The sequence below is a fragment of the Mesorhizobium oxytropidicola genome (assembly GCF_056174625.1).
Genome location: NZ_CM149692.1, coordinates 2,799,968 through 2,821,007, shown reverse-complemented (window position 1 = coordinate 2,821,007; position 21,040 = coordinate 2,799,968). Strand labels below are relative to the sequence as shown.

At 64.7% G+C, this 21,040-nt stretch carries 18 protein-coding genes and 1 pseudogene; 5 read left to right on the top strand and 14 right to left on the bottom strand.

Annotation, left to right across the window (positions count from 1 at the left end):
- Positions 1-81 precede the first annotated feature (81 nt).
- Positions 82-2,112, top strand: a complete 2,031-nt coding sequence (locus AC0V8S_RS13980; RefSeq protein ID WP_475438027.1) for an amidase — start codon at positions 82-84, stop codon at positions 2,110-2,112.
- 266 nt (positions 2,113-2,378) lie between these two features.
- Here the strand turns inward: AC0V8S_RS13980 and AC0V8S_RS13975 are convergent, their stop codons facing one another.
- From AC0V8S_RS13975 to AC0V8S_RS13965, 3 genes and pseudogenes are all read right to left on the bottom strand, one after another.
- Complete coding sequence (locus tag AC0V8S_RS13975; protein ID WP_475438026.1) at positions 2,379-2,723, bottom strand: hypothetical protein; 345 nt, start codon at positions 2,721-2,723, stop codon at positions 2,379-2,381.
- A gap of 62 nt (positions 2,724-2,785) precedes the next feature.
- Positions 2,786-3,433, bottom strand: a complete 648-nt coding sequence (locus AC0V8S_RS13970) for a ThuA domain-containing protein (RefSeq protein WP_475438025.1) — start codon at positions 3,431-3,433, stop codon at positions 2,786-2,788.
- Between the two features lie 53 nt (positions 3,434-3,486).
- Positions 3,487-4,508 (bottom strand): annotated as a pseudogene (locus AC0V8S_RS13965) (LLM class flavin-dependent oxidoreductase).
- Between the two features lie 120 nt (positions 4,509-4,628).
- Between AC0V8S_RS13965 and AC0V8S_RS13960 the strand changes: the two are divergent.
- Entirely contained in the window at positions 4,629-5,726 is a 1,098-nt protein-coding gene (locus AC0V8S_RS13960) for a CaiB/BaiF CoA transferase family protein (RefSeq protein WP_475438024.1), read from the top strand.
- Between the two features lie 89 nt (positions 5,727-5,815).
- On the opposite strand, the gene AC0V8S_RS13955 is transcribed toward AC0V8S_RS13960, so the two are convergent.
- Complete coding sequence (locus AC0V8S_RS13955) at positions 5,816-6,112, bottom strand: hypothetical protein (RefSeq protein ID WP_475438023.1); 297 nt, start codon at positions 6,110-6,112, stop codon at positions 5,816-5,818.
- Positions 6,113-6,236: 124 nt separating this feature from the next.
- A complete protein-coding gene (locus AC0V8S_RS13950) occupies positions 6,237-7,733 on the bottom strand; it encodes an aldehyde dehydrogenase family protein (protein WP_475438022.1) in 1,497 nt (498 codons plus the stop codon).
- A 198-nt stretch (positions 7,734-7,931) separates the two neighbouring features.
- Between AC0V8S_RS13950 and AC0V8S_RS13945 the strand changes: the two genes are divergently transcribed.
- On the top strand, positions 7,932-10,034 hold the full coding sequence (locus AC0V8S_RS13945; RefSeq protein ID WP_475438021.1) for an oxidoreductase: 2,103 nt from the start codon (positions 7,932-7,934) through the stop codon (positions 10,032-10,034).
- A 67-nt stretch (positions 10,035-10,101) separates the two neighbouring features.
- Entirely contained in the window at positions 10,102-11,640 is a 1,539-nt protein-coding gene (locus tag AC0V8S_RS13940) for a trimethylamine methyltransferase family protein (RefSeq protein ID WP_475438020.1), read from the top strand.
- 80 nt (positions 11,641-11,720) lie between these two features.
- Here AC0V8S_RS13940 and AC0V8S_RS13935 read toward each other — a convergent pair whose 3' ends face one another.
- The 3 genes from AC0V8S_RS13935 to AC0V8S_RS13925 are packed head-to-tail and all read right to left on the bottom strand — an operon-like array spanning position 11,721 to position 13,840.
- Positions 11,721-12,344 carry an HD domain-containing protein gene (locus tag AC0V8S_RS13935; RefSeq protein WP_475438019.1) on the bottom strand — a complete coding sequence of 208 codons (624 nt, stop codon included), beginning with the start codon at positions 12,342-12,344 and terminating at the stop codon, positions 11,721-11,723.
- Between the two features lie 33 nt (positions 12,345-12,377).
- Positions 12,378-12,755, bottom strand: coding sequence for a Rieske (2Fe-2S) protein (locus AC0V8S_RS13930; protein WP_475438018.1), 378 nt, complete (start codon positions 12,753-12,755; stop codon positions 12,378-12,380).
- Complete coding sequence (locus AC0V8S_RS13925) at positions 12,755-13,840, bottom strand: amidohydrolase family protein (protein WP_475438620.1); 1,086 nt, start codon at positions 13,838-13,840, stop codon at positions 12,755-12,757. The genes AC0V8S_RS13930 and AC0V8S_RS13925 overlap by 1 nt, the downstream gene beginning before the upstream one ends.
- A gap of 175 nt (positions 13,841-14,015) precedes the next feature.
- Here AC0V8S_RS13925 and AC0V8S_RS13920 point away from each other — a divergent pair, with 175 nt between their 5' ends.
- Complete coding sequence (locus AC0V8S_RS13920; protein WP_475438017.1) at positions 14,016-14,861, top strand: LysR family transcriptional regulator; 846 nt, start codon at positions 14,016-14,018, stop codon at positions 14,859-14,861.
- A 72-nt stretch (positions 14,862-14,933) separates the two neighbouring features.
- Here AC0V8S_RS13920 and AC0V8S_RS13915 read toward each other — a convergent pair whose 3' ends face one another.
- The 6 genes from AC0V8S_RS13915 to AC0V8S_RS13890 are packed head-to-tail and all read right to left on the bottom strand — an operon-like array spanning position 14,934 to position 21,033.
- On the bottom strand, positions 14,934-15,614 hold the full coding sequence (locus tag AC0V8S_RS13915; protein WP_475438016.1) for a TetR/AcrR family transcriptional regulator: 681 nt from the start codon (positions 15,612-15,614) through the stop codon (positions 14,934-14,936).
- A gap of 46 nt (positions 15,615-15,660) precedes the next feature.
- Positions 15,661-17,223 (bottom strand): ABC transporter substrate-binding protein, encoded by a 1,563-nt coding sequence (locus tag AC0V8S_RS13910; protein WP_475438015.1) that lies wholly within the window; start codon positions 17,221-17,223, stop codon positions 15,661-15,663.
- A gap of 1 nt (position 17,224) precedes the next feature.
- Positions 17,225-18,253, bottom strand: a complete 1,029-nt coding sequence (locus AC0V8S_RS13905) for an oligopeptide/dipeptide ABC transporter ATP-binding protein (RefSeq protein WP_475438014.1) — start codon at positions 18,251-18,253, stop codon at positions 17,225-17,227.
- Positions 18,250-19,215, bottom strand: a complete 966-nt coding sequence (locus AC0V8S_RS13900; RefSeq protein WP_475438013.1) for an ABC transporter ATP-binding protein — start codon at positions 19,213-19,215, stop codon at positions 18,250-18,252. Before AC0V8S_RS13900 ends, AC0V8S_RS13905 begins: the two co-directional genes overlap by 4 nt.
- On the bottom strand, positions 19,212-20,099 hold the full coding sequence (locus AC0V8S_RS13895) for an ABC transporter permease (RefSeq protein ID WP_475438012.1): 888 nt from the start codon (positions 20,097-20,099) through the stop codon (positions 19,212-19,214). The genes AC0V8S_RS13900 and AC0V8S_RS13895 overlap by 4 nt, the downstream gene beginning before the upstream one ends.
- The gene (locus tag AC0V8S_RS13890) at positions 20,083-21,033 is read right to left on the bottom strand and encodes an ABC transporter permease (RefSeq protein WP_475438011.1); all 951 of its coding nucleotides are present in this window, start codon (positions 21,031-21,033) and stop codon (positions 20,083-20,085) included. Before AC0V8S_RS13890 ends, AC0V8S_RS13895 begins: the two co-directional genes overlap by 17 nt.
- Positions 21,034-21,040 lie beyond the last annotated feature (7 nt).

Here is a 21,040-nt window from a genome sequence, read left to right as displayed (position 1 = left end):
CGGCAAAGATTGACTGCTGGCTCTTGCCGAAGCTGGCGGCCTCGCTCATCCATGGCGGGCGACAACAGCCTGGGAGCAATGATGACCGATGCCAGCCTTCATCTCGTCGAAGCGACGATCGAACAACTGCGCCGCGCGCTCTCTTACGGCACCGTCACCAGCGTCGAACTGGTCGCTGCGTATCTCAGGCGCATCGCCCATTTCGACCGTCACGGCATCAGCCTCAACGCCGTCCCGGTGCTCAATCCGGCGATGTTCGAGGAGGCAGCTGCCTCCGACCAGCGGCGGCGCAGCAATGCCTTGCTCGGGCCACTCGACGGCATCCCCTACACCGCCAAGGACAGCTACAAGGTCAAAGGCCTGACGGTGGCCGCCGGCTCGCCGGCCTTCGAACATCTCGTCGCCAATGAGGACGCCTTCACCATCGCCCGGCTCAGGGCCGGCGGCGCGGTGCTGATCGGCCTCACCAACATGCCGCCCATGGCCAATGGCGGCATGCAGCGCGGTGTCTATGGCCGCGCCGAAAGCCCCTACAATGCCGACTATCTGACCGCTGCCTTCGCCTCGGGCTCGTCCAACGGCTCGGGCACCGCGACGGCGGCCAGCTTCTGCGCCTTCGGGCTCGGCGAGGAGACCTGGTCGTCCGGCCGTGCGCCGGCCACCAACAACGCGCTGGTCGCCTACACGCCGTCGCGTGGTGTCATCTCGGTGCGCGGCAACTGGCCATTGGTGCCGACCATGGATGTCGTGGTGCCGCACACGCGGACCATGCCCGACATGCTCGAACTGCTCGACGTCATCGTTGCCGACGATTCTGAGACGCGCGGCGATTTCTGGCGCGCGCAGCCCTGGGTCGCCCTGCCGAAGAGCTCCGAACTGCGGCCGCAATGCTATACCGATCTGACGCTTGCCGGCTCGTTGAAGGGCAAACGGCTGGGCGTGCCAAAAATGTATATCGGCCGCGACAGCGAGGCCGATAGACCGATCGAAACCCGCGCCTCGGTGCTGGCGCTGTGGGAGCAGGCGGCGGCCGACCTCCAACGGTTGGGCGCCGAAGTGGTCGAGGTCGATTTTCCCGTCGTCTCCAACTACGAGCGCGACCGCCCCGGCGCCCGCAGCATGGTGGAGCGCGGACTGGTGCCGCAGGATTTCGCCGACCGCGAAATCTGGGACGTCTGCATCTGGGGCTGGGACGACTTTTTGCGCGCCAATGCCGACCCGACACTTCCCGACCTCGCTTCGGTCGATGGCCCGAAAATCTTCCCGCAGCCGCCCGGTACATTGCCTGATCGCTACGAGGGTGGCTTCGACCTGGCGGAGTATGTCGAGCGCGCCAAATCCGGCATCACGCCCTTCAAGGATATCCCGACGCTTGAAGAGGGACTGAGGGGGCTGGAGGCGACAAGGCGGATCGATTTCGAGGACTGGCTCGACGCGCAGGGCATCGACGCCGTGGCCTTGCCCGCCGCCGCCGATGTCGGCCCCGCCGATGCCGATGTCAACGAGGCTTCGGCTGATCTAGCCTGGCGCAACGGCACCTGGGTCGCCAACGGCAATCTGGTCTGGCGTCATTTCGGCATCCCGACCGTCACCGTGCCGATGGGCACCACCATGGCCGACATCGGCATGCCGGTCGGCCTGACCTTCGCCGGCAAGGCCTATGACGACGAAAGCCTGCTGCGCATGGCCGGCGAATACGAACGTGCCACCCAGCGCCGCACAAGCCCGCCACGCACGCCGGAACTGGTTGATGATGTGTTTTCGGGGCGGACTGCAAAGGCTGGTCGCAGCGAGGCGCCGCCATTTGCCATAGCGCTCGCCGCAAAGACGCTTAGTTCCAGCGACCAGGATGAGATCGCCATCACGCTCGACCTGCCTGTCGAAGCAGCCGAGGCCGGGAACGCCAGCATCAAGGTGCATGTCAACGGAGAGTCCGTCGCGATGCAGCGAAGCGGCGCGCGCTTCACCGGGAGCGCCCTCGTTCCCGCCGCCGAGCACCAGCGCTTCCACAGCGTCTGGCGCGGTTCGTATGGCTCGATCGTGACGGCGGTTGTGCGGCTGGAAGATGAGCGCAGCGCCGGCGCCTATGTGGTTGCGGGCGGGATTGGATGAGCGGAGCGGCCTCCCATTCTTCGTCATCCTAGGGCGAAGCAAGGAGCGTAGCGACGCGGCGCAGACCCTAGGATCCATGCCGGGACTCCAACGCGCCGCCACGGTGCAGAATTCTGCTCCGCTGCACACTTCGATAGACGTCACGGAATGGATCCTAGGGTCTCCGCGACGGAGCTTCGCTCCTGCTACGCCCTAGGATGACGAAGTCGTGGATAGTCGCACAAGTGCCGTCAATGACAATCGCAAACCCGGGAGCACCGCACCGGTCATCCGCCGGCCAAGCGCCTCGCCACAAAGGCCAGGTCCCGCTGAATAACGTCCCGCTTGTCTTGCGACAGACCGGCAAGCAGCTCCTCATCGAGATAACCCGCCCGAATGAGCTGCGCAAACACGTAGAGAAGCTGCGAATAGCGATAGTCGAACGTCCGGTCGATGTCCCGCCGCCGTTCACGCAAATAGTCTTCCAGCTCCCACATATCGGAGGGCTGCGTCACCGCACTGGCCTTGCTTTTGAATTCGGCCATCGTCTTTGCGAGGGCCGCCTCAAGGGCCGTATCGTAGGCATGGCGCGCGAGCTTCTTCTCGGACGCGGACCAGTTGAAATCACTCATTGGATATCTCCGTAGATGTCCCAGCGAATTCGGCCCAGATTCTCACGAAACTTCGCGTGGCGCTACCCCCGCGCAGCCCACACCAACCCACGCTCCACAATCAGCGCCATTTCCGGAACCGCGAACTCATCCGCCGTGTGCCCAAGCGAACTGTAAAACACCTTCCCCGCGCCATACCTGCGCTTCCACACCACCGGCATGACGACGCCGCCAATGCCCGGGAAATGCGCATCGCTGAAGGTGGTCGCCGCCAGCACCTCGTTGCTCGGGTCGACATGCATGTAATACTGCTCAGACCGGTAGGCGAAATCACTGATACCCCTGGTGATCGGGTCGTCCGGTTGTGTGATCACCACACGATAGTCGATGATGTTGCCGGGATGCGCGACCCACTGACCGCCGGTCATGAACTGATAGTCGGGCTCATTGCGAAAACTGTCACCCATCGTACCGTGAAAGCCGCCGAGCCCGCTTCCCTCGCGAACAGCACGCGTCAGGTTCTGCAGCTCGGCCTTCTCGATCGTCGACATGGTGATGACCGGCACTATGAGATCGAAGGACGCAAGCTGCGGGTCGGCGAACATCGCCGTGCCTTCGCCCAGCGTGACCGCGAACCCGTTGCGCTCAAGCAAATCGCGGATGACGTTGGCGCTGCGCTCCGGCGTATGGCCTTCCCAGCCGCCCCAGGCAATGAGGGCCTTCTTCGTCATGCCGTGAACCTCCTGAATCGACCGCCGCGATCGATGGTTACACGGCGCGGCCGTCAGCGCCAGCCCAGGGCCGGCGCGACATGGGTCAGGATCGCCTCAAGGACATGGGCGTTGTAGTCGACGCCGAGCTGATTGGGCACAGTGAGCAGCAGCGTGTCGGCTTCGGCGATCGCCTCGTCCTGCGCCAGCTCCTTGATCAGCACGTCGGGCTCGGCTGCGTAGCTGCGGCCGAAAATCGCCCTTGTGTTCTCCTCGATGAAGCCGATCTGGTCGCGGCTTTCGTTGCCGCGGCCGAATAGGCGCGGTCGCGGTCATCGACCAAGGCGAAGATGCTGCGGCTGACCGAGACGCGCGGCTCGCGCTCATGGCCGGCCGCCTTCCAGGCCTCGCGGTAGATCCGGATCTGTTCGGCCTGCTGGATATGGAAGGGCTTGCCGCTCTCGTCGAATTTGAGCGTCGAGCTCTGCAGATTCATGCCGAGCTTGGCCGCCCATTCCGAGGTCGCGTTGGTGGCCGCACCCCACCAGATGCGCTCGCGCAGGCCTTCCGAATGCGGCTCGAGCCTGAGCAGGCCGGGCGGGTTGGGGAACATCGGCCGTGGATTGGGTTGGGCGAAGCCGACCCCGCGCAGCGTGTCGAGAAAAACCTCGGCATGGTGCCGCGCCATGTCGGCGTCGCTTTTGCCTTCCTGCGGCTGGTAGCCGAAATAACGCCAGCCATCGATCACCTGTTCGGGCGAGCCACGGCTGATGCCGAGCTGCAGCCGCCCACCGGCGATGATATCGGCAGCACCCGCATCCTCGGCCATGTAGAGCGGATTCTCGTAGCGCATGTCGATCACCGCGGTGCCGATCTCGATGCGGCTGGTCTTGGCGCCGACGGCCGCCAGCAGCGGAAATGGCGAGGCGAGCTGGCGGGCAAAGTGGTGCACGCGGAAATAGGCGCCGTCGGCGCCCAATTGCTCAGCCGCGACGGCAAGATCGATGGACTGCAGCAGCGCGTCCGAAGCCGAGCGCACCTGCGATTGCGACGAGGGCGTCCAGTGCCCGAACGAGAGGAAACCGATTTTTTTCATGGCGTTGAAGTATATGCGCGCGGCACATGCTTCAATGCCAAAACGCTGGGGTTACACACCGTCGCCCGTCGCGATACCAAAGTGCGCCATACCCAGGGGATGAACGCCGTGAAGGGTGGAATGCTGAAAGGTGTCCGCATCGTCGAAATCGAGGCGCTTGGGCCGGCGCCCTTCGCCGGCATGCTGCTCGCCGATCTCGGCGCCGACGTCATCGTCGTCCACCGCAAGCAGGCGCCCCTGCCGGGCCTGCCCGAACGCTCGCTGCTCGATCGCGGCAAACGCTCCGTCGCGCTCGACCTCGGGGATGCCGGGGATGTCGCCCTGGTGATGCGCCTCATCGCCACCGCCGATGGGCTGATCGAGGGATTCCGGCCCGGCGTCATGGAGCGCCTCGGCCTCGGCCCGGAGGCCTGCCTGGCGGTCAATCCAAAGCTGGTCTATGGCCGCATGACCGGCTGGGGCCAGGACGGTCCGCTCGCCCGCACCGCCGGGCACGACATGAACTATATCGGCGTGTCGGGCGCGCTCTGGTACGCCTCCTTGCCTGGCGAGCCGCCCATGGCGCCGCCGACGCTGGTCGGCGATATAGGCGGCGGTGCGCTCTATCTGGTGATCGGTATGCTTGCCGGCATCATGAACGCGCGCGCCGGCGGTGAAGGCACCGTGGTCGACGCGGCAATCGTCGATGGCTCGGCCCATATGATGAACCTGCTGATGGTGCTCGGCCAAATCGGCGGCCTCGAAGCCGAACGCGGCCACAGCCTTCTCGACGGGCCGCATTGGTGCCGCGTCTACCGCACCTCCGACGGCGGCTTCATCAGCGTCCAGTGCATCGAGCCAAAATTCTATGCGCTGTTCCTCGACAGACTCGGTCTCGCCGCCGATCCGCAATTCGCCAACCAATTCGACCGCGATCTCTGGCCGGAGCTCGGCAACCGGCTGGCAGCGATCTTTGCCGCAAGACCGCGCGACGAATGGGTCAGGCTGTTCGAAGGATCGGACGCCTGCGTCGCCCCTGTGCTCAGCCCGCAAGAGGCAGCACAGCATCCGCACATGGCCGCGCGCGGCTCATGGCGGACGGTAGACGGCATCCTGCAGGCCGCCGCCGCTCCACGTTTTTCCGGGCAGGCGGAAAAGACGATGGCAAAAAGTCCGGCACGCGACGAACATGGCGCCGAGATTCGCGCCGAACTGGCGGATCCAACGGCACTCCGTTGAGGCCGCTCTGTCGGTTCCAGCCTTTCCATGATTCGCTGGCCTCATGGACAACTGCCCACGCCGGACCCTGCCCTCGAGCGGCCCGCTTCCTATTTCCCGCAATGATGATCGTTGATCTTGTTTATCGCATTCGCGTCCGGCCCTGTCCGATGGTAGGAACAGGCGCCCGCCGCAGTCGTGAACAGCTGCTGGTCGTAATAGCGTGGGCCGCCGAACAGGAAGTTGACGAGATCAGCATCGGCGGGAACGTAGCGTTCCGGCTCGGCCTGGTGGTGGCGATGCTTGGTCCCGGCGAACGCCGATGAGGACACCACGCAGCCCATCGCCAGGGCAACGGCGCAGATCGCAAACCGTTTCGTCGTCATCGGCAATACCCTCCTGGCCATTCGCATTTCCTATATAGGCAAAAATCACCAGCCGAACAAAGGTTCCTTGGTGACGGTTTGCCCGCCCCGCGATTTGCACGCTGCCATTCGCAGGCCGCCCTCTCCTGAATATCAGGCATACCCATCAGTCGGTCTGGATCCAGACCGACTTCGTCTCCAGATACTCATGCAGATGCTCGATGCCGCCTTCGCGGCCATAGCCGGACATCTTCATGCCGCCGAATGGCACCGCCGGATCGATGGCATGGTACATGTTGACCCAGACGGAGCCGGCCTTGATGCGGCGCGCCAGCTTGTGCGCGGTGCCGAGATGCGTGGTGAAGATGCCGGCCGCCAAGCCATAGGGTGTCGCATTGGCGCGCGCCACCGCCTCGTCGAGCGTGTCGAACGGCATCGCCGAAATGACCGGCCCGAAAATCTCCTCGCGCGCAATGGTCATCTTGTCCGACACGGAACCAAAGACAGTCGGTGCGATGAAGTTGCCGCCATCATAGAGCGCACCCGTCAGCCGCGAGCCGCCGGCGACCAGTTCCGCGCCCTCCTCGCTGCCGGCCTTGATGTAGCCCTCAACCTTGCCGGCCTGCCTGGCATTGATCAGCGGCCCGATTTCCGTCTCCGCCTCGATGCCGTGGCCGATGCGCAATTTGCCGGCAAACTCGGCGACGCGGCGCACGAACTCGTCATGGATTTCGCGCGCCACGAACAGGCGCGAACCGGCGATGCAGATCTGGCCCGAATGCACGAACACCGCCATTGCCGCGACCGGAACGGCCTTGTCGATGTCGGCGTCGCGGCAGACGATAACAGGCGACTTGCCGCCAAGCTCCAGCGAAACGCGCTTGAGGTTTGTCACGCCCGCCCGTGCGATCGCTTGTCCGGTCAGCGTCGAGCCGGTGAAGACGATCTTGTTGACGTCGGGATGTTCGGCGAGGCGCGCGCCGGCCTCGACCCCGGTGCCGGTGACAATGTTGACGACGCCGTCCGGCACGCCTGCCTCCTGCATCAGCCGCGCGATCAAAAGCGGCGTCAGCGATGCATCCTCGGAAGGCTTCAGCACGATGGTGCAGCCGGTGGCGAGCGCCGGCGCGATCTTCCAGATCGAGGCGGCGGTCGGCGCGTTCCAGGGAATGATCGCGCCGACGACGCCGACCGGCTCGCGCCTTGTGAAGGAGACGATCTCGCCGGGAATGGAATTGTCGATCGCCTCGCCATGCAGCGCCGTCGCCATGCCGCCATAGAAGCGCAGCATGCCGATGACGCGGCGCCGGTTGGCCAGCGTGCGGGTGATCGGCAGGCCCATGTCGAGCGTGTCGGAAACGCTGAGCTCTTCCCAATGCGTCTCGAACAGATCGGCGATGCGCAAAAGCACGCACTGCCGCTCATAGGGCGAGAATTTCGACCAGGGGCCTTCGAAAGCCGCGCGCGCGGCGGTCACCGCAGCATCAACATCGGCGGCACCCCCGCGCGGCACCGTCGCCAGCACCTCGCCCGTCGCCGGGTTCAACGCCTGCATCTCCTGGCCTGACTGCGCCGCAACCCACTTGCCGCCGATGAACATCGGCCGGAATTCGCCGTGGTAGAGCGTCGTGGCCTTCGCCCGCGGATCGAAATTCAGCGTCATCGCGTCCTCCTCACGAATTCCGCCGCGACTATTACTCCCAGCGCCCATGACCTCAAACAAGGAAAGCTAAAAGGGCGTTCAGATAATCGGCCTGTGCAATCACAGCGACTTCCCCGACGGTGCCGGCCATTGCGTTCTGCAAAATCACAGAATATGCTTGTTGTACGATCGTTCAACAAGCGTGTTTGCGAAGCTCCAATGACCTGCAACCCCCGCTACGAAATCCTGTTCGAGCCGATTCGGATCGGGCCGGTCACCGCGCCGAACCGCTTCTACCAGGTGCCGCATGCCAGCGGCATGACCAACGCGCTTCCGCGTGTGCGCGCCGCCTTTCGCGAGGCCAAGGCCGAGGGCGGGTGGGGCGTGATCTGCACCGGCGCCTGTTCGATCGACCCCAGTTCCGACGACTCACCGCTGCCTTTCGCCACGCTGTGGGACGACAACGATATCCGCGCCCATGCGCTGATGGCTGAGGCCGTGCACCGCCATGGCTCGCTGGCCGGTGTGGAACTCTGGCATGGCGGCGCATCCGTCATGAACCGGGCGAGCCGCCTGCCGCCGCTGTCGCCGTCGGGAATTCCCTGGATGGCCACGCATGTCGGCTTCATGGGCAATATGCGGCCGAAGACGATGGACAAGGCCGACATACGCGAGGTCCTGCGATGCCAGGCCGAGGCGGCGCGCAAGGCGCGCACGGCCGGCTTCGACGTCGTCTATGTCTATGCCGGCATGGGCTATCTCGGCTACGAATTCCTGCTGCCGGAATACAATCACCGCACCGACGAATATGGCGGGCCGATCGAGAACCGGGTGCGCTTCGTGCGCGAGATGATCGAGGTCACCAAGGACGCCGTCGGCAAGGATTGCGGCGTCGCCTTGCGCGTCAGCCTCGAGGAACTGCGTGGCCGGCCCGGCCGCAACCAGCCCTCCGAAGCGCACGAGCTGATCGAACTTTTGGCCGACCTGCCCGACCTGTTCGACGTCAAGATGGATTCCAGCCCGACCGACTGTTCGGCATCGCGCTTCACCGGCGAAGGCAGCCACGAGCCGGTGATCGATTTCGTCAAATCGCTGACCAGGAAACCGGTGGTCGGCGTCGGCCGCTTCACCTCGCCCGACACGATGGTGTCGCAGATCAGGCGCGGCGTGCTCGACTTCATCGGCGGCGCGCGGCCCTCGATCGCCGATCCCTTCCTGCCGGCCAAGATCCGCGAAGGCCGCGAGGCCGAGATCCGCGAATGCATCGGCTGCAACATCTGCATTTCCAGCTGGCATGACGGCGTGCCGGTGCGCTGCACCCAGAACCCGACCGCCGGCGAGGAATGGCGGCGCGGCTGGCATCCCGAGCGCGTCGAGCGTGCCGACAGACCGGAGCGCATCCTGATTGTCGGCGGCGGACCCGCCGGGCTCGAATGTGCGCTGACGCTCGGCCGTCGCGGCCATGAGGTGACGCTTGCCGACGCCAGCCGCAGCTTCGGCGGGCGGCTGACCTTCGAGAAGACGCTGCCCGGCCTGTCGGCCTGGAACCGCGTCGTCGAGTACCGGCTCGGCCGCCTCGGCGAAATGAGCAATGTTTCGCTCTATCCCGAAAGCGCGCTGGGCGTGGACGAGATCATCGATCTCGCGCCGGAGCGCGTGGTGCTGGCGACCGGCGCGCGCTGGACCAATATGCTCTATTCCTCGCTCGAGATTCCGGTCGGCCGGCTCGACCATCCCGACGTATTCACACCCGACGACATCGCCGCCGGCCGGCTCCCGCAAGGACCGACCTTGGTCTTCGATTTCGACAATTATTACATGGGCGGCGCGCTGACCGAGCACCTTGCCGCGCAAGGCATTCCGGTCAGCTATGTCACCCCGGCCGGCCAGGCGTCGGCCTGGACGATCATGACCAACGAGCTGCCGCTGGTGCATCGCGCGCTGGCGCGCCGCAAGGTGCCGGTGACGACATTGCATCTCTTGAAATCCTTCGACGGCGAGACGGCGACGCTGGCGCATCTGTTCACCGGCGAGGAGAGCAGCATTGCCTGCCGCTCGGTGCTGATCGTCGGGCTGCGCATGCCGCGCAACGAGTTGTTCGAGGCGCTAACGGAGCGGGCGGACGCACTCGCGGCCGCCGGCATCCGCAGCGTCGATCGCATCGGCGACACGCTGGCGCCGGGCGCCATCGCCCACGCCGTGCACAGCGGCCACAAGCTCGCCCGCGAGATCGGCACAAAAATTCGCTGGCAGCCCTACCGCCGCGACACGCCGATCGTCGACGCGGTGGCGGATTTCGATATGCGCACAGCCGCTGAATAGGAGCAATTCCAGGAAAAGTGTGAAGCGGTTTTCCGTTTGGAATTGCGTCAAACAAGGAGTGAAGGCCATGGAACGCACTGCCGCACGTCGCAGACCCGGCCGCCCGCAGCGTGAGATCGGCGGCATCGAGCAAAGGCCATGGAAGCAACTGACGCGACCCTACGCGCCGATCGAGATCTTGTCGGCCGACCAGGTCCAGACAATCCACGAAATGGGCCTCACCATTCTCGAGGAGATCGGCATGCGTGTGCTGCAGCCGCGGGCGCGGCAGCTCTATCGCGCGGCCGGCTGCGATGTCGATGAAGGCGAGATGCGCGTGCGCTTCGACCGCGCCATGGTGATGGAACGCGTCGCTATGGCGCCGTCATCCTTCGAGCTGCGCGCCCGCAATCCGGCCAAGAACGTCAAGGTCGGTGGCCGGCACTGCATCCTGTCGTCGGTCGGCGGCCCGGCCTATGTCATGGACAATGATCGCGGCCGCCGTCCCGGCACCTATGCCGAGATGTGCGACTATCTGAAACTGATCCAGTCGTTCAACGTGCTGCATCAGGAAGGCGGCGGCCCGTTCGAGCCGCTCGACCTGCACCAGAACACCCGCCATCTCGATCTCTACTATGCCGAGATCACTTTGCTCGACAAGAATTGGCAGCCGCAAACCCTCGGTCAGGGCCGCGCCATCGACGCGCTGGAGATGGTGGCGATTTCGCTCGGCACGACGCGCGAAAACCTTGCCCGGGAAATGCCTGTCTTCACCGGCATCATCAACACCAACTCGCCGCTGCAGCTCGACGAGCCGATGGCCGAGGGCCTGATCGCGCTGGCCGAACATGGCCAGGTCAATGTCATCACGCCGTTCACGCTGGCCGGCGCGATGAGCCCGGTGACCCTGGCCGGCGCGCTGTCGCAGCAGCATGCCGAGGCGCTGGCAGGCATCGTGCTGACGCAGATCGTGCGCCCCGGCGTGCCGGTCATGTATGGCGGCTTCACCTCCAATGTCGACATGAAGACCGGCGCGCCGGCCTTCGGCACCCCCGAATACACGCAGGCCGCACAGATCACCGGCCAGCTCTGCCGGCTGATCGGCGTGCCGTTCCGCTCCAGCAATGTCACCGCCGCCAATTCGGTCGACGCGCAGGCCGCGTACGAGAGCGCCATGTCGCTGTGGGGCTGCCTGATGGGCGGCGCCAATCTGGTGCTGCATGCCGCCGGCTGGCTCGGCGGCGGGCTGACCGCATCCTTCGAGAAACTGGTCATCGACGCCGAGATGCTGCAAATGATGTCGGCCTATTTCGACCCGCCCGTGGTCGACATCGACACGCTGGCGCTGGAGGCGGTGCGCGAGGTCGGCCCGGCCGGGCATTTCTTCGGTGCGGCACACACCATGCAGCGCTACGAGCGCGCCTTCTATTCGCCGCTGGTGTCGAACTGGGACAATTACGACACTTGGATCGAGCGCGGCCAGGTCACGGCGCGCGAGCGCGCCAATGTCGTGTGGAGGCGCATGGTCGCCGAATACGAGCAGCCGCCGATCGATCCCGGCATAGACGAGGCGCTGCGCGACTATATGGAGCGGCGCAAGCGCGAGGGCGGTTGTCCGTTGAATTGAGGGCAACCTTCGAGGGAGAAATTGCGCAGAACAGGCCAGGGGCAGGCCTCTGCAAAATATCTCAGCCTCGTCGCCAGGCGCTATGTGCCTGATCGCTCGGCGGCCGCTGCGTCATCCGACATCGCAATGCGCATTCCGGGCCTGACGATGACGGGATCGTGGCTCTTGCGGGCGAACACTTCCCGCACCAGCGGCGCGAAGAAATCCAGCGGCCTGGTCGGATAGTCCGGATCGAAGCTCGACTGGTCCCATTTCTCGCAGAACTCCGCGCAGTCGTCGAAATAGGCGCTGTTCCTGAAGGCATCCCGCTTGTGCGGATTCGCACCGACATGCTCGCCATAGTAGATCAGCTGGAAATCGCCATGCTTTTCCACCACCCAGGCGCATTGCTCGCGCACGAAGGGACGCAGGATGGCGGCCGCGTATTCGTCGTGATTGTAGGGCGCGTAGATGTCGCCTATGTCATGCAGCAGCGCCGACACCACCCAGTCGATATCGGCGCCGGCATTCCAGGCGCGCGTCGCCGCCTGCAGCGAATGGCCGAGCCGCGTCACCTTGTAGCCCGACAGAGATTTGTCGAGTTCAACCATGGCCGACAGCAGCCGGTCGGCCGTGCCGGCGGCGTATTCGGCCTCATGCTCGGTCAGGAAGGCATAGTCCTCGCGGTCGCCATCCTTCATCTGGGTGAACTTCACGGTTTCCATCGTCCGGACTCCAATATTTGCGGCAAGAGGCGGTCAGCGATGCATTTCGAGATAGATGTCGTCGCCGTCGACATGAACGGGAAAAGTGCGCGCCCTGAGTTTCTCGTCGACAAGGCATTTGCCCGACCGGATGTCGAACTCCCATCCGTGCCAGGCGCAGCGAATGAGTTCTCCGGCGCGCTCATAGACGAATTCCGCCTTGTCCGTTTGCCTGGTGGTGCCGGATATCGGCCCCTCGCAGAGCTGACCCGCGCGGTGCGGGCAGATGTTGAGCAGCGCGGCATAGCCATCCTCGAGCTGGAATATGCCGATGCGGATGCGACCGATGGTGACGATCCTGGGCTTGCCGACAGCGACCTCGGCGGCCTTGCAGGCAAAAGTCAGCGCCGGAGCGGTTGCGGCGGCACTCATCAGGCGACCCTCGCGGCGGCGGCCGGAGCCTCGATGCGCTTGTAGACCTCCAGCGCATTCAGCCCCATCACCTTGTCGCGCCAGGCCGGTGGAATATGCAGATTGGTCGGCGCGTCAAAGTCCCAGTGCGGATAGTCGGAGGCGAAAAGCAGCGTGTTCTGGCCGTCCATGTGCTCCAGCGTCTCCCACAGATGCCGGACGTTCTGCGGCTGCTCCAACGGCTGGGTGCTGAAGCGGATGTTGCGGCGGCAATATTCCGACGGCAGCATCTTCAGCCACGGCGTCTCCTTGCGCAGCGCCTTGAAATTGGCATCGAGCCGCCACATCAGCGAAGGCACCCACGACACGCCGCACTCGATGACGACGAAATAGAGGTCGGGATATTTCTCGAACACGCCGTTGGAAATCATGCTGACCACATGGGTCATCGCCGGCTGGGCGAGCAGTGCATGCGTTTCCCAGTAGTAGGTCGTCGGGCCGCTGGCGACGGCATTGTGGTTGACGCCGCCCTGGCCGCCGAAATGGATGGCGAAGGGCAGCCCGACCTCGGCGCAGGCTTCGTAGATCGGATGGTAGAAGGGATCGCCATAGGGGCGCTGCGAGCCGTGGCTGGCCAGAACCTGGACGATGTCCTTGTGGCCGCCGAGACGCCGGATCTCGGCGGCGGCGCCATGGGGGTCGGTCGGCGAAATGATGATCGATCCCTTGAAGCGGCTGTCCTTCGGCAGCCACCAGTCGATCATGTAGTCATTGTAGGCTCTCACCAGGGCGTTGGCATAGTGGTAGTTGGCCAGGGTCGAAGCTTCCAGCGGTTCGTCGGCGGTAAGGATCGCGACATCGATGTCATAGAGATCGAGGTGCTTCTCCTTCATGATCAGGTAATTGTCGTCCTCGGTCTCCGGCCGGATGTCGTGCCGCGAGAACCCCTCCGGGTGCAGCCACGGGCGGTGGCCATGCGGAAAGCTTCCCCTCGGCCCGGGCTTCTCGCCACGCACCAGGAAATCGCGCCAGTAGGGTTCGAGATAGGGCAGCAGCACCTCGGCGCTGGACCAGTAATTGTGAACGTCGGTGTCGACGATGAACATGGATGTCTTGCCTGCCATTGGGTGGGATCAGAGTTGCGGCAACCGTGCGCTTCCAGGGCACGGCCGGCAACGCAACCAGCGGCAGGATGTTAATCGAAGAATCCGATTACCCGTTGTCGGAACGGCCTGAAAAGCGTTAGCCATTGCAGGGAATTCCTGGCGCTGGATGGCCGAGATGCAGATCGAACTCTTGGACACGTTCCTCGACCTGATCGAAACCCGCAATTTCAACAGGACGGCGGAGCGCCTTGGCATCACCCAGTCGACCGTTTCGAGCCGCATCCGCACGCTCGAGACACTGCTGGACAAGCAGCTGTTCATCCGCGGCAAGAGCGGCACGGAACCTACCGTCGCCGGCCTGCGGTTCGAGGAGCATGCGCGCGCGGTCAGGCTGCGCTGGCTTGACGCCCGCCGCGAAATCCAGGCGGTCGGCAAGTTCGACCGGCTGATCCGCATCGGCATCCAGTTCGAGCTTTACGAACGCGTGCTGGAAGGGTGGCTGGAATGGGTGCGGGCGACGATGCCCAAACTGGCGATCTATGTCGAGATCGACTACTCCAACCAGATGATCCTCGATCTCACCACCGGCAGCCTCGATCTGGCGGTGCTCTATTCGCCGCAGCACCTGCCGGACATGCATTACGAGCAAATCGCCGAGGAGAATTTCGTCATGGTGTCGACGCGCGGCCTTGCTTTCGGCGCCGTCACGCCGGCCGACTATATCCGGGCCAACTATTCGGCCTTCTTCAACCGCGCCCACAAGCAGATGCTGCCGGAGCTTGAAAACAGCCCGGTCTCGACCGGAAATGGCGGCGCTGTCGCCTATCTCTTGCGAAGTCGGGGCGGGACCGCTTTCGTCACCGAGACGGTGGCGACCAAGTTGCGGCAGGAGGGGGTGGCGGAGTTCGTCGCCGACGCGCCGAAAATTTCACATCCGATCTATTCGGCCGTTCATGTCAGGCACCATCATTCCCATACCCATGTTCGCCTGCTCAAGGCGCTCAAGCAGATGACCGCATAGAAGCTGTCCAAGAAGCAAGAAGGGCCGAGGCAGCCTTGCTCGGCAAGGTGCGAAGCAGCGCTGCCCTCGCATTCAACTGTCCCGCAGCGGCCCCACCTGCGCTTCGAGCATCTCGAACCCCGCCGCTTCCGCCGCCTGCGGCGTCACCACGCTTTCATCGAGGCACCACTCGAGCCAGAGCCCGTCGACCAAAGCGATGAAATTGCGCGCCAGCGACGGAGCGTCGACTTGCCTGCCGCGTGGTATGGCGACAGCGGCGATGTCTTCTGCGAGTTCCGCCCGGTAGGCATCGTAGAGTTCGCGGTGCGCTTCCTTGAGGCGCGGGTTGACGGCGATCTCGCCCCACAGCGACAGCCAGATCAGCAGGTTCTCGCGGCTGAAATATTCGGGCGAAAAGTTGGAGTGCACCAGGGCGGCGAGCGAAGCCTCCGGTGGCCAATCGGACGCCTCGGCGCGGCGGCGCTTGGCTTCGGCGATCTGGTTGTTGACGCTGGCATAGAGCGAGGATTTGTAGACTTCGACCAGCAACCCATCGAGGCTTTCGAAGTGATGGTTGATGAGGCCGCGCGAGACGCCGGCCTCCTTGCAGATACGGTCGATGGTGAAGGCGCCTATGCCGCCGACGGACAGGCAGCGCGTCGCCGCCTCGATCAGCATGGAGCGGCGCACATCTGCCTGTTCGCGGCTGAAGCGCGGCGGAGCCTTCTTCGCGCCGCGCTTCCTTTTTGCATCTTCTGGCTGGGCTTCCGTCATGGACTCCAGCTAATCGATAATGCCCTTCCTGTCCATGAAAGCGCGCTCACGCCTTCTTCTTGAACAGCACTGGATTGGGATGGCCGTCGGGATAGATGACCGGGTCGAAAGCGGTCTTGTGGATGGCGACCAGCGGCTGGTGGCAGATGAAGACGAAGCCCCCGGACTGCTCCATCAGATCCTCCATGCGGTTCGACAGGGCGATGCGCTTGGCCTCGTCGCTTTCCGCCACCAGCTGCTGGTAGCTCGTCTCGAACTCAGCACTGTCGAAGCCGGACCAGTTGTAGGCGCCGATCTGGTCGGGACGGAACCAGACCAGGTTTTCCGAAGGGTCGATGCCGCCGGCAAAATCCATCAGCGCCAGGTCGATGTTCTTGTAACCGTCGCCTTGCGTCTTGTCGCCGACGCCCCAGAAGGCGGCTTCGTCATAGGGCTGGATCTCGACCTTGATGCCGGCCTGTTCGAGGCTGGCCTGGATGATCTGCGCGGTCGCCGTGCGGATGGAATCGTTCATCACCGTCAGGGTCAGCGACAGGTCACTGACGCCGGCCTCTTTGAGCAGCGCGGCCGACTTCTCATAGTCGGGCGCCGCGATCAGATTCGCGGCGCGCGCGAATTTGGTGCCGGGCTGGACGACACCGGTGGAGCGCTTGGTCAGGTCGTCATAGACGCCGGTGAGGACCTGCCCGACATCGACGCCATACTGCACGGCCTGGCGGACTTTCAGGTCCTTGAGGCGCGGGCTGAGCTGGTTGATGGTCAGCCAGACATAACGGGTCGACTGCGCCTCGATCAGGTTTGTGTCCGCAGGCGGTTTCTCCTTGACCGCCTTGGTCGCCGAAATGGCGATCTTGGTGTAGTCGAAAGCGTCGGCCTCATAGGCGAGTTGCGCTGCCTGGTCGTCCGACACGACATAGATCTCGACCTTCGAAAAGTCCGGCTTCGGACCCGGCCAGTCCGGGTTGGCCGTCAGCGTCACCTTCTGCTTCTGCTGCCAGTCCGAGAAGAGATAGGGTCCACAGGTTGCCGGCGGCTGGGTGGTGAATTTGCCGCCTGCCTTCTCGGTGCCGGCGCGGCTGATGATGTGGCCGCCATAGTAAGGCAAGCTGGTGACGAAGATCGGCTGGTAGGGTTCCTTCAGGTGGATGATGCCGGACCTGGCATCGACGACCTCGACGCGGTCGAGTTTTTCGAACTGGTAGGCCCAGGGCGATGCCAGCGCTTTGTCGGCGATGCGCTCGAACGAGAATTTCACGTCGTCAGCGGTGACCGCGCCAAAACCGCCAGACCATTTCAGCCCGTCGATCAGGGTGAAGGCGATGGTTTTCGGGTCTTTCTGCTCCAGCTTTTCCGCGCCCCACAGCGACCAGGGCGAGCCTTTCCTGATGTCGCCGAAATGGTTGAGCGAGACATAGATGCCGCGCATCATGACATCCTCGATGCCGCCATTCATGAAGGCAGGATCGAGGCACTGCAAATCGCCCTCCATGCGGATGCGCAGCGTGTCGCCGGCCGCCGACCAGGCAAAGCTCGGCTTCATCGCCAGGCCGGCGCCGAGTGCGCCGGCCGCCTTCAGGAATGCACGTCTGTCCATGGTCCATTCTGACATCTCAGTTTCCCCTTTGGTTTGCGGAAGCGCGTGAGAAGGCTTCCCGTTCTTGCCCGCCTGTCTCCAGCGGGAAATGGCAGCGCACCATGCGACCGGCGCCCATCGGCCGGTAGGCCGGCGCCTCGGTCTTGCAGCGGTCGCGTGCGATCGGACAGCGCGTGTGGAATTCGCAGCCCGACGGCCGCCGGAACACGCTCGGTATCTCGCCGGTGACGGCGGGGTTGTGGCTGCGCCGGCGCGGGTCGGGTATCGGCTCGGACTGGATCAGCGTCGCGGTGTAGGGATGCAGCGGCGCGGAAAACACATCCTGCGTCGGGCCCGTCTCGACCAGCCGGCCGAGATACATGATGGCGAGCCGGTCGCTGACATGGCGGATCATGGCGAGGTTGTGGGTGACGATCATGGCGGCGAAACCGAGTTCGCGCTTGAGCTCGCCGATCAAATTGAGCACGTCACCCTGCACCGACACATCAAGCCCCGCGGTCGGCTCGTCGGCGAGCAGCAGATGCGGCTTCATCGCCAGGGCGCGCGCAACGCCGACACGGCGGGCCTGGCCGCCCGACAGCTCATGCGGAAAGCGATCGACGAAGGAGGCGGGCAACCCGACCAACGCCAGCAGCGCTTTGGCCGCGGCGCAGCGATCCGGCATCGGCACGCCCTGGATGATCTGCGGTTCGGTGAGCAGCGTGCCGATGCGCAGGCGCGGGCTGAGCGAGGCGACGGGATCCTGGAACATCATCGCCGAACGCCGGCGCATGGCGCGGAAATCGGCCGGCGTCGTCACCTCCCTGCCCTCGAAGACGATGCGGCCCGCAGCGGCCCTGACAAGGCCCAGGATGGTGCGCGCCAGCGTCGTCTTGCCGGAGCCGGATTCGCCGACCAGCCCAAGCGTCTCGCCCGGCATCAGCGACAGCGTCACGCCGTCGATGACGTTGAAGCCGGGCAGCGGGAACGGATTGACCAGCCGGTTGAGCAAGCCGCCGCGAACGAAGCTCACGGACAGGTCTTCGACAGCGAGCAGCGGGCTCATGGCGTCACCGCATGGCAGCGTGCGACATGAGACGCGGCGAGCTTCACCAGAGGCGGCGCGATTGCAGCGCAAGGCGCGAAGGCGCGGTCGCAGCGCGGTGCGTAGACGCATCCCGAGGGCGGCTGGGTCAGATTGGGCAGTGAGCCCGGAATGGTCGGCAACCGGTCCAGCCGTTCGTGGAAGCGGGCGGGATCGCAGGCGAGCAGCGCTTGCGTGTAGGGATGCCTGGCATCGTGGAAGATGGCGTCGACCTCGCCGCCCTCGACCACCTCGCCGGCATACATGACATAGACCCGGTCGCAGAGCTCGGCGATGACGCCGAGATGGTGCGAGACGACGATGATGATGCCGTTATACTCGCGCCTCAATTCGCGCAGCAGATGGATGATCTGCGCTTCCATGGTGACGTCGAGCGCCGTAGTCGGCTCATCCGCGATGAGCAGGCCGGGATCGGTCAGCAGTGCGGCGGCGATGGCGACGCGCTGGCGCATGCCGCCGGACAGTTCATGCGGGAAGCTGCGCATGCGCCGTTCGGCGTCGGCGATGCCGACGCGGCCAAGCATGGCAGCGATGCGCGCACGCTTCTGTGCCCGGCCAAGATCCTTGCGGTGGTGCTGGAAGTCGACGAGTTGGTCGCCGATGGTCAGCACCGGGTTGAAGGCCGTCATCGGATCCTGGCTGACCAGCGCGATCTCGTCGCCGCGCAGCAGCCGTTGATGGTGCGCGTCGAGCTTTGCCAGGTCGACGCCGTTGTAGCGGATCGATCCATCGATGCGGGCATTGGCCGGCAGAAGATTGGCGAGCGCGGTGACCAGCGTGGACTTGCCGCAACCGCTCTCGCCGACAATGCCGATGACCTCGCCGGGATGCGCCTCGATGTCGACATGGCGCAGCGCGTGCACGCTGCCATGCGGCGTCTCGTAGCGGACGCTGAGATCGCTGGCGGCGAGCGAACCGCTCATGCCGGCCTCCGCAATTGCAGGCGCGGATCGAGATAGTCGCGCAGGCCTTCGCCGAGGAAAGTGAAGCCGAGCGTCGCCAGCACCAGCGGCAAGCCGCCGAAGATGACCATGAAGGGTGCCGAGCGGATCGAGGTGTAGCCATCATAGAGGATCGAGCCCCAGGACGGCGTCGGCGGCCGCACGCCCAGGCCAAGGAAGCTCAAGCCGGCCTCGACCATGATGACGACCGGGATATCCATCGACAGAAGGATGATCAGCGGCCCGACCACATTGGGCAGAAGATGGACGAAGATGATGCGCGCGGCACTGGCATCGATCAGGCGTTCGGCGAGGATGTAGTCGCTGTTCTTCAGCGCCAGCGTTTGCGCCCGGATCAGACGGGCATAGCTTGGAAACGAGGTCGCGGCGATGACAATGATCAGCGTGCCGGTGCCCGCGCCGAGCACGGTGATGATGGCGAGCGCGAACATGATCATCGGCAGCGAGTTCAGGCTGTCGAAACTCAGCACCAGTATGGCGTCGAGCCAGCGCGGGCCGTAGCCAGCGATCAGGCCGAGCATCAGGCCGATGGCGCCGGCGATTGCCACCGACACCATGGCGATGGTGAGCGCCGTGCGCGCGCCGTAGATGACGCGCGACAGGAGATCTCGGCCGAGGTGATCGGTGCCGAACCAGTGCTCCACCGATGGCGGCTGCAGCTTGTGCGGCACATCGATCTTGACCGGCGAATAGGGCGCCAGCCACGGCGCGAAGATAGCGGTGACGAGGAAGCCGGTGACCAGAATCAGCGCCACGCAGGTGAACGGATCGGCAAGCAGCGCGCGCAGCAGCACAAACCGTTGTCGGTCCGGAACGGACAGCGAGGCATCAGCCACGGAAGACATCGCGCACCCTCGGATCGAGCCGCGCGATCAAAAGATCGGCGGCGATGGTGATGGAGACATAGATGGCGGTCATGATCAGCACCGTGCCCATGACGACCGGATAGTTGCGGGTGTTGACGGCGTCGGTGATCAGCTTGCCGATACCGGGACGCGCAAACACCGCCTCGACGAAGACGGCGCTGGACAGGATGCTGCCAAGGCCGACGGCGACCAGCGAAATGGTCGGGATGATGGCGATGCGCAGCGCGTATTTGGAGACGATCTTCCATTCGGGCAAACCAAACGAGCGCGCGGTGCGGATATGCGGTTCACCCATCACCTCCATCATCGAGGCGCGCACCATGCGGGCGATGTAGCCGATCCAGCCGAGTGCGATCGCCGCCGCCGGCATGACCAGCGCCTTGGCCTGGCTGACCAAGTCACCAGCCTCGCCGGCACCGATGGCCGGCAGCCAGCGCAGCGTCACGGCAAACAAGAGCAGCGAATAGATGGCGACGACGAAGGACGGCACGGCGATGACGCCGACCGAGAGCACGCCGATGACGGCATCGGCCGCCGTGCCGCGCCGCATCACCGACAGGCAGCCGAGCGGCACGCCGATGAGGAGCGCGACGGCCAGCGCGGTCAGGCCGAGGATCAACGTGTTCGGCAGCGCCTCCAGCACCAGCGTGGAGACGGGCCGGTTCGACCAGACGTCGTAGCCAAGATTGCCGGTCAGCGCGTTGCGGAAGAATTCGATGATCTGCCACCAGACCGGCTGGTCGAGCCCCATGCGCTCGATCAGCAGCCGCTTCAGTTCCGGCGTGGCGCGCGGACCAAGCGCTACCGTGGCCGGATCGCCTGGCACGAGGAAGACGGCCGCGTACATGGCAACCATGACGAGGACGAGGATCAGAAGGCCGAGACCGATGCGCTTCACTGCATATGCGAGCATCCGTCTC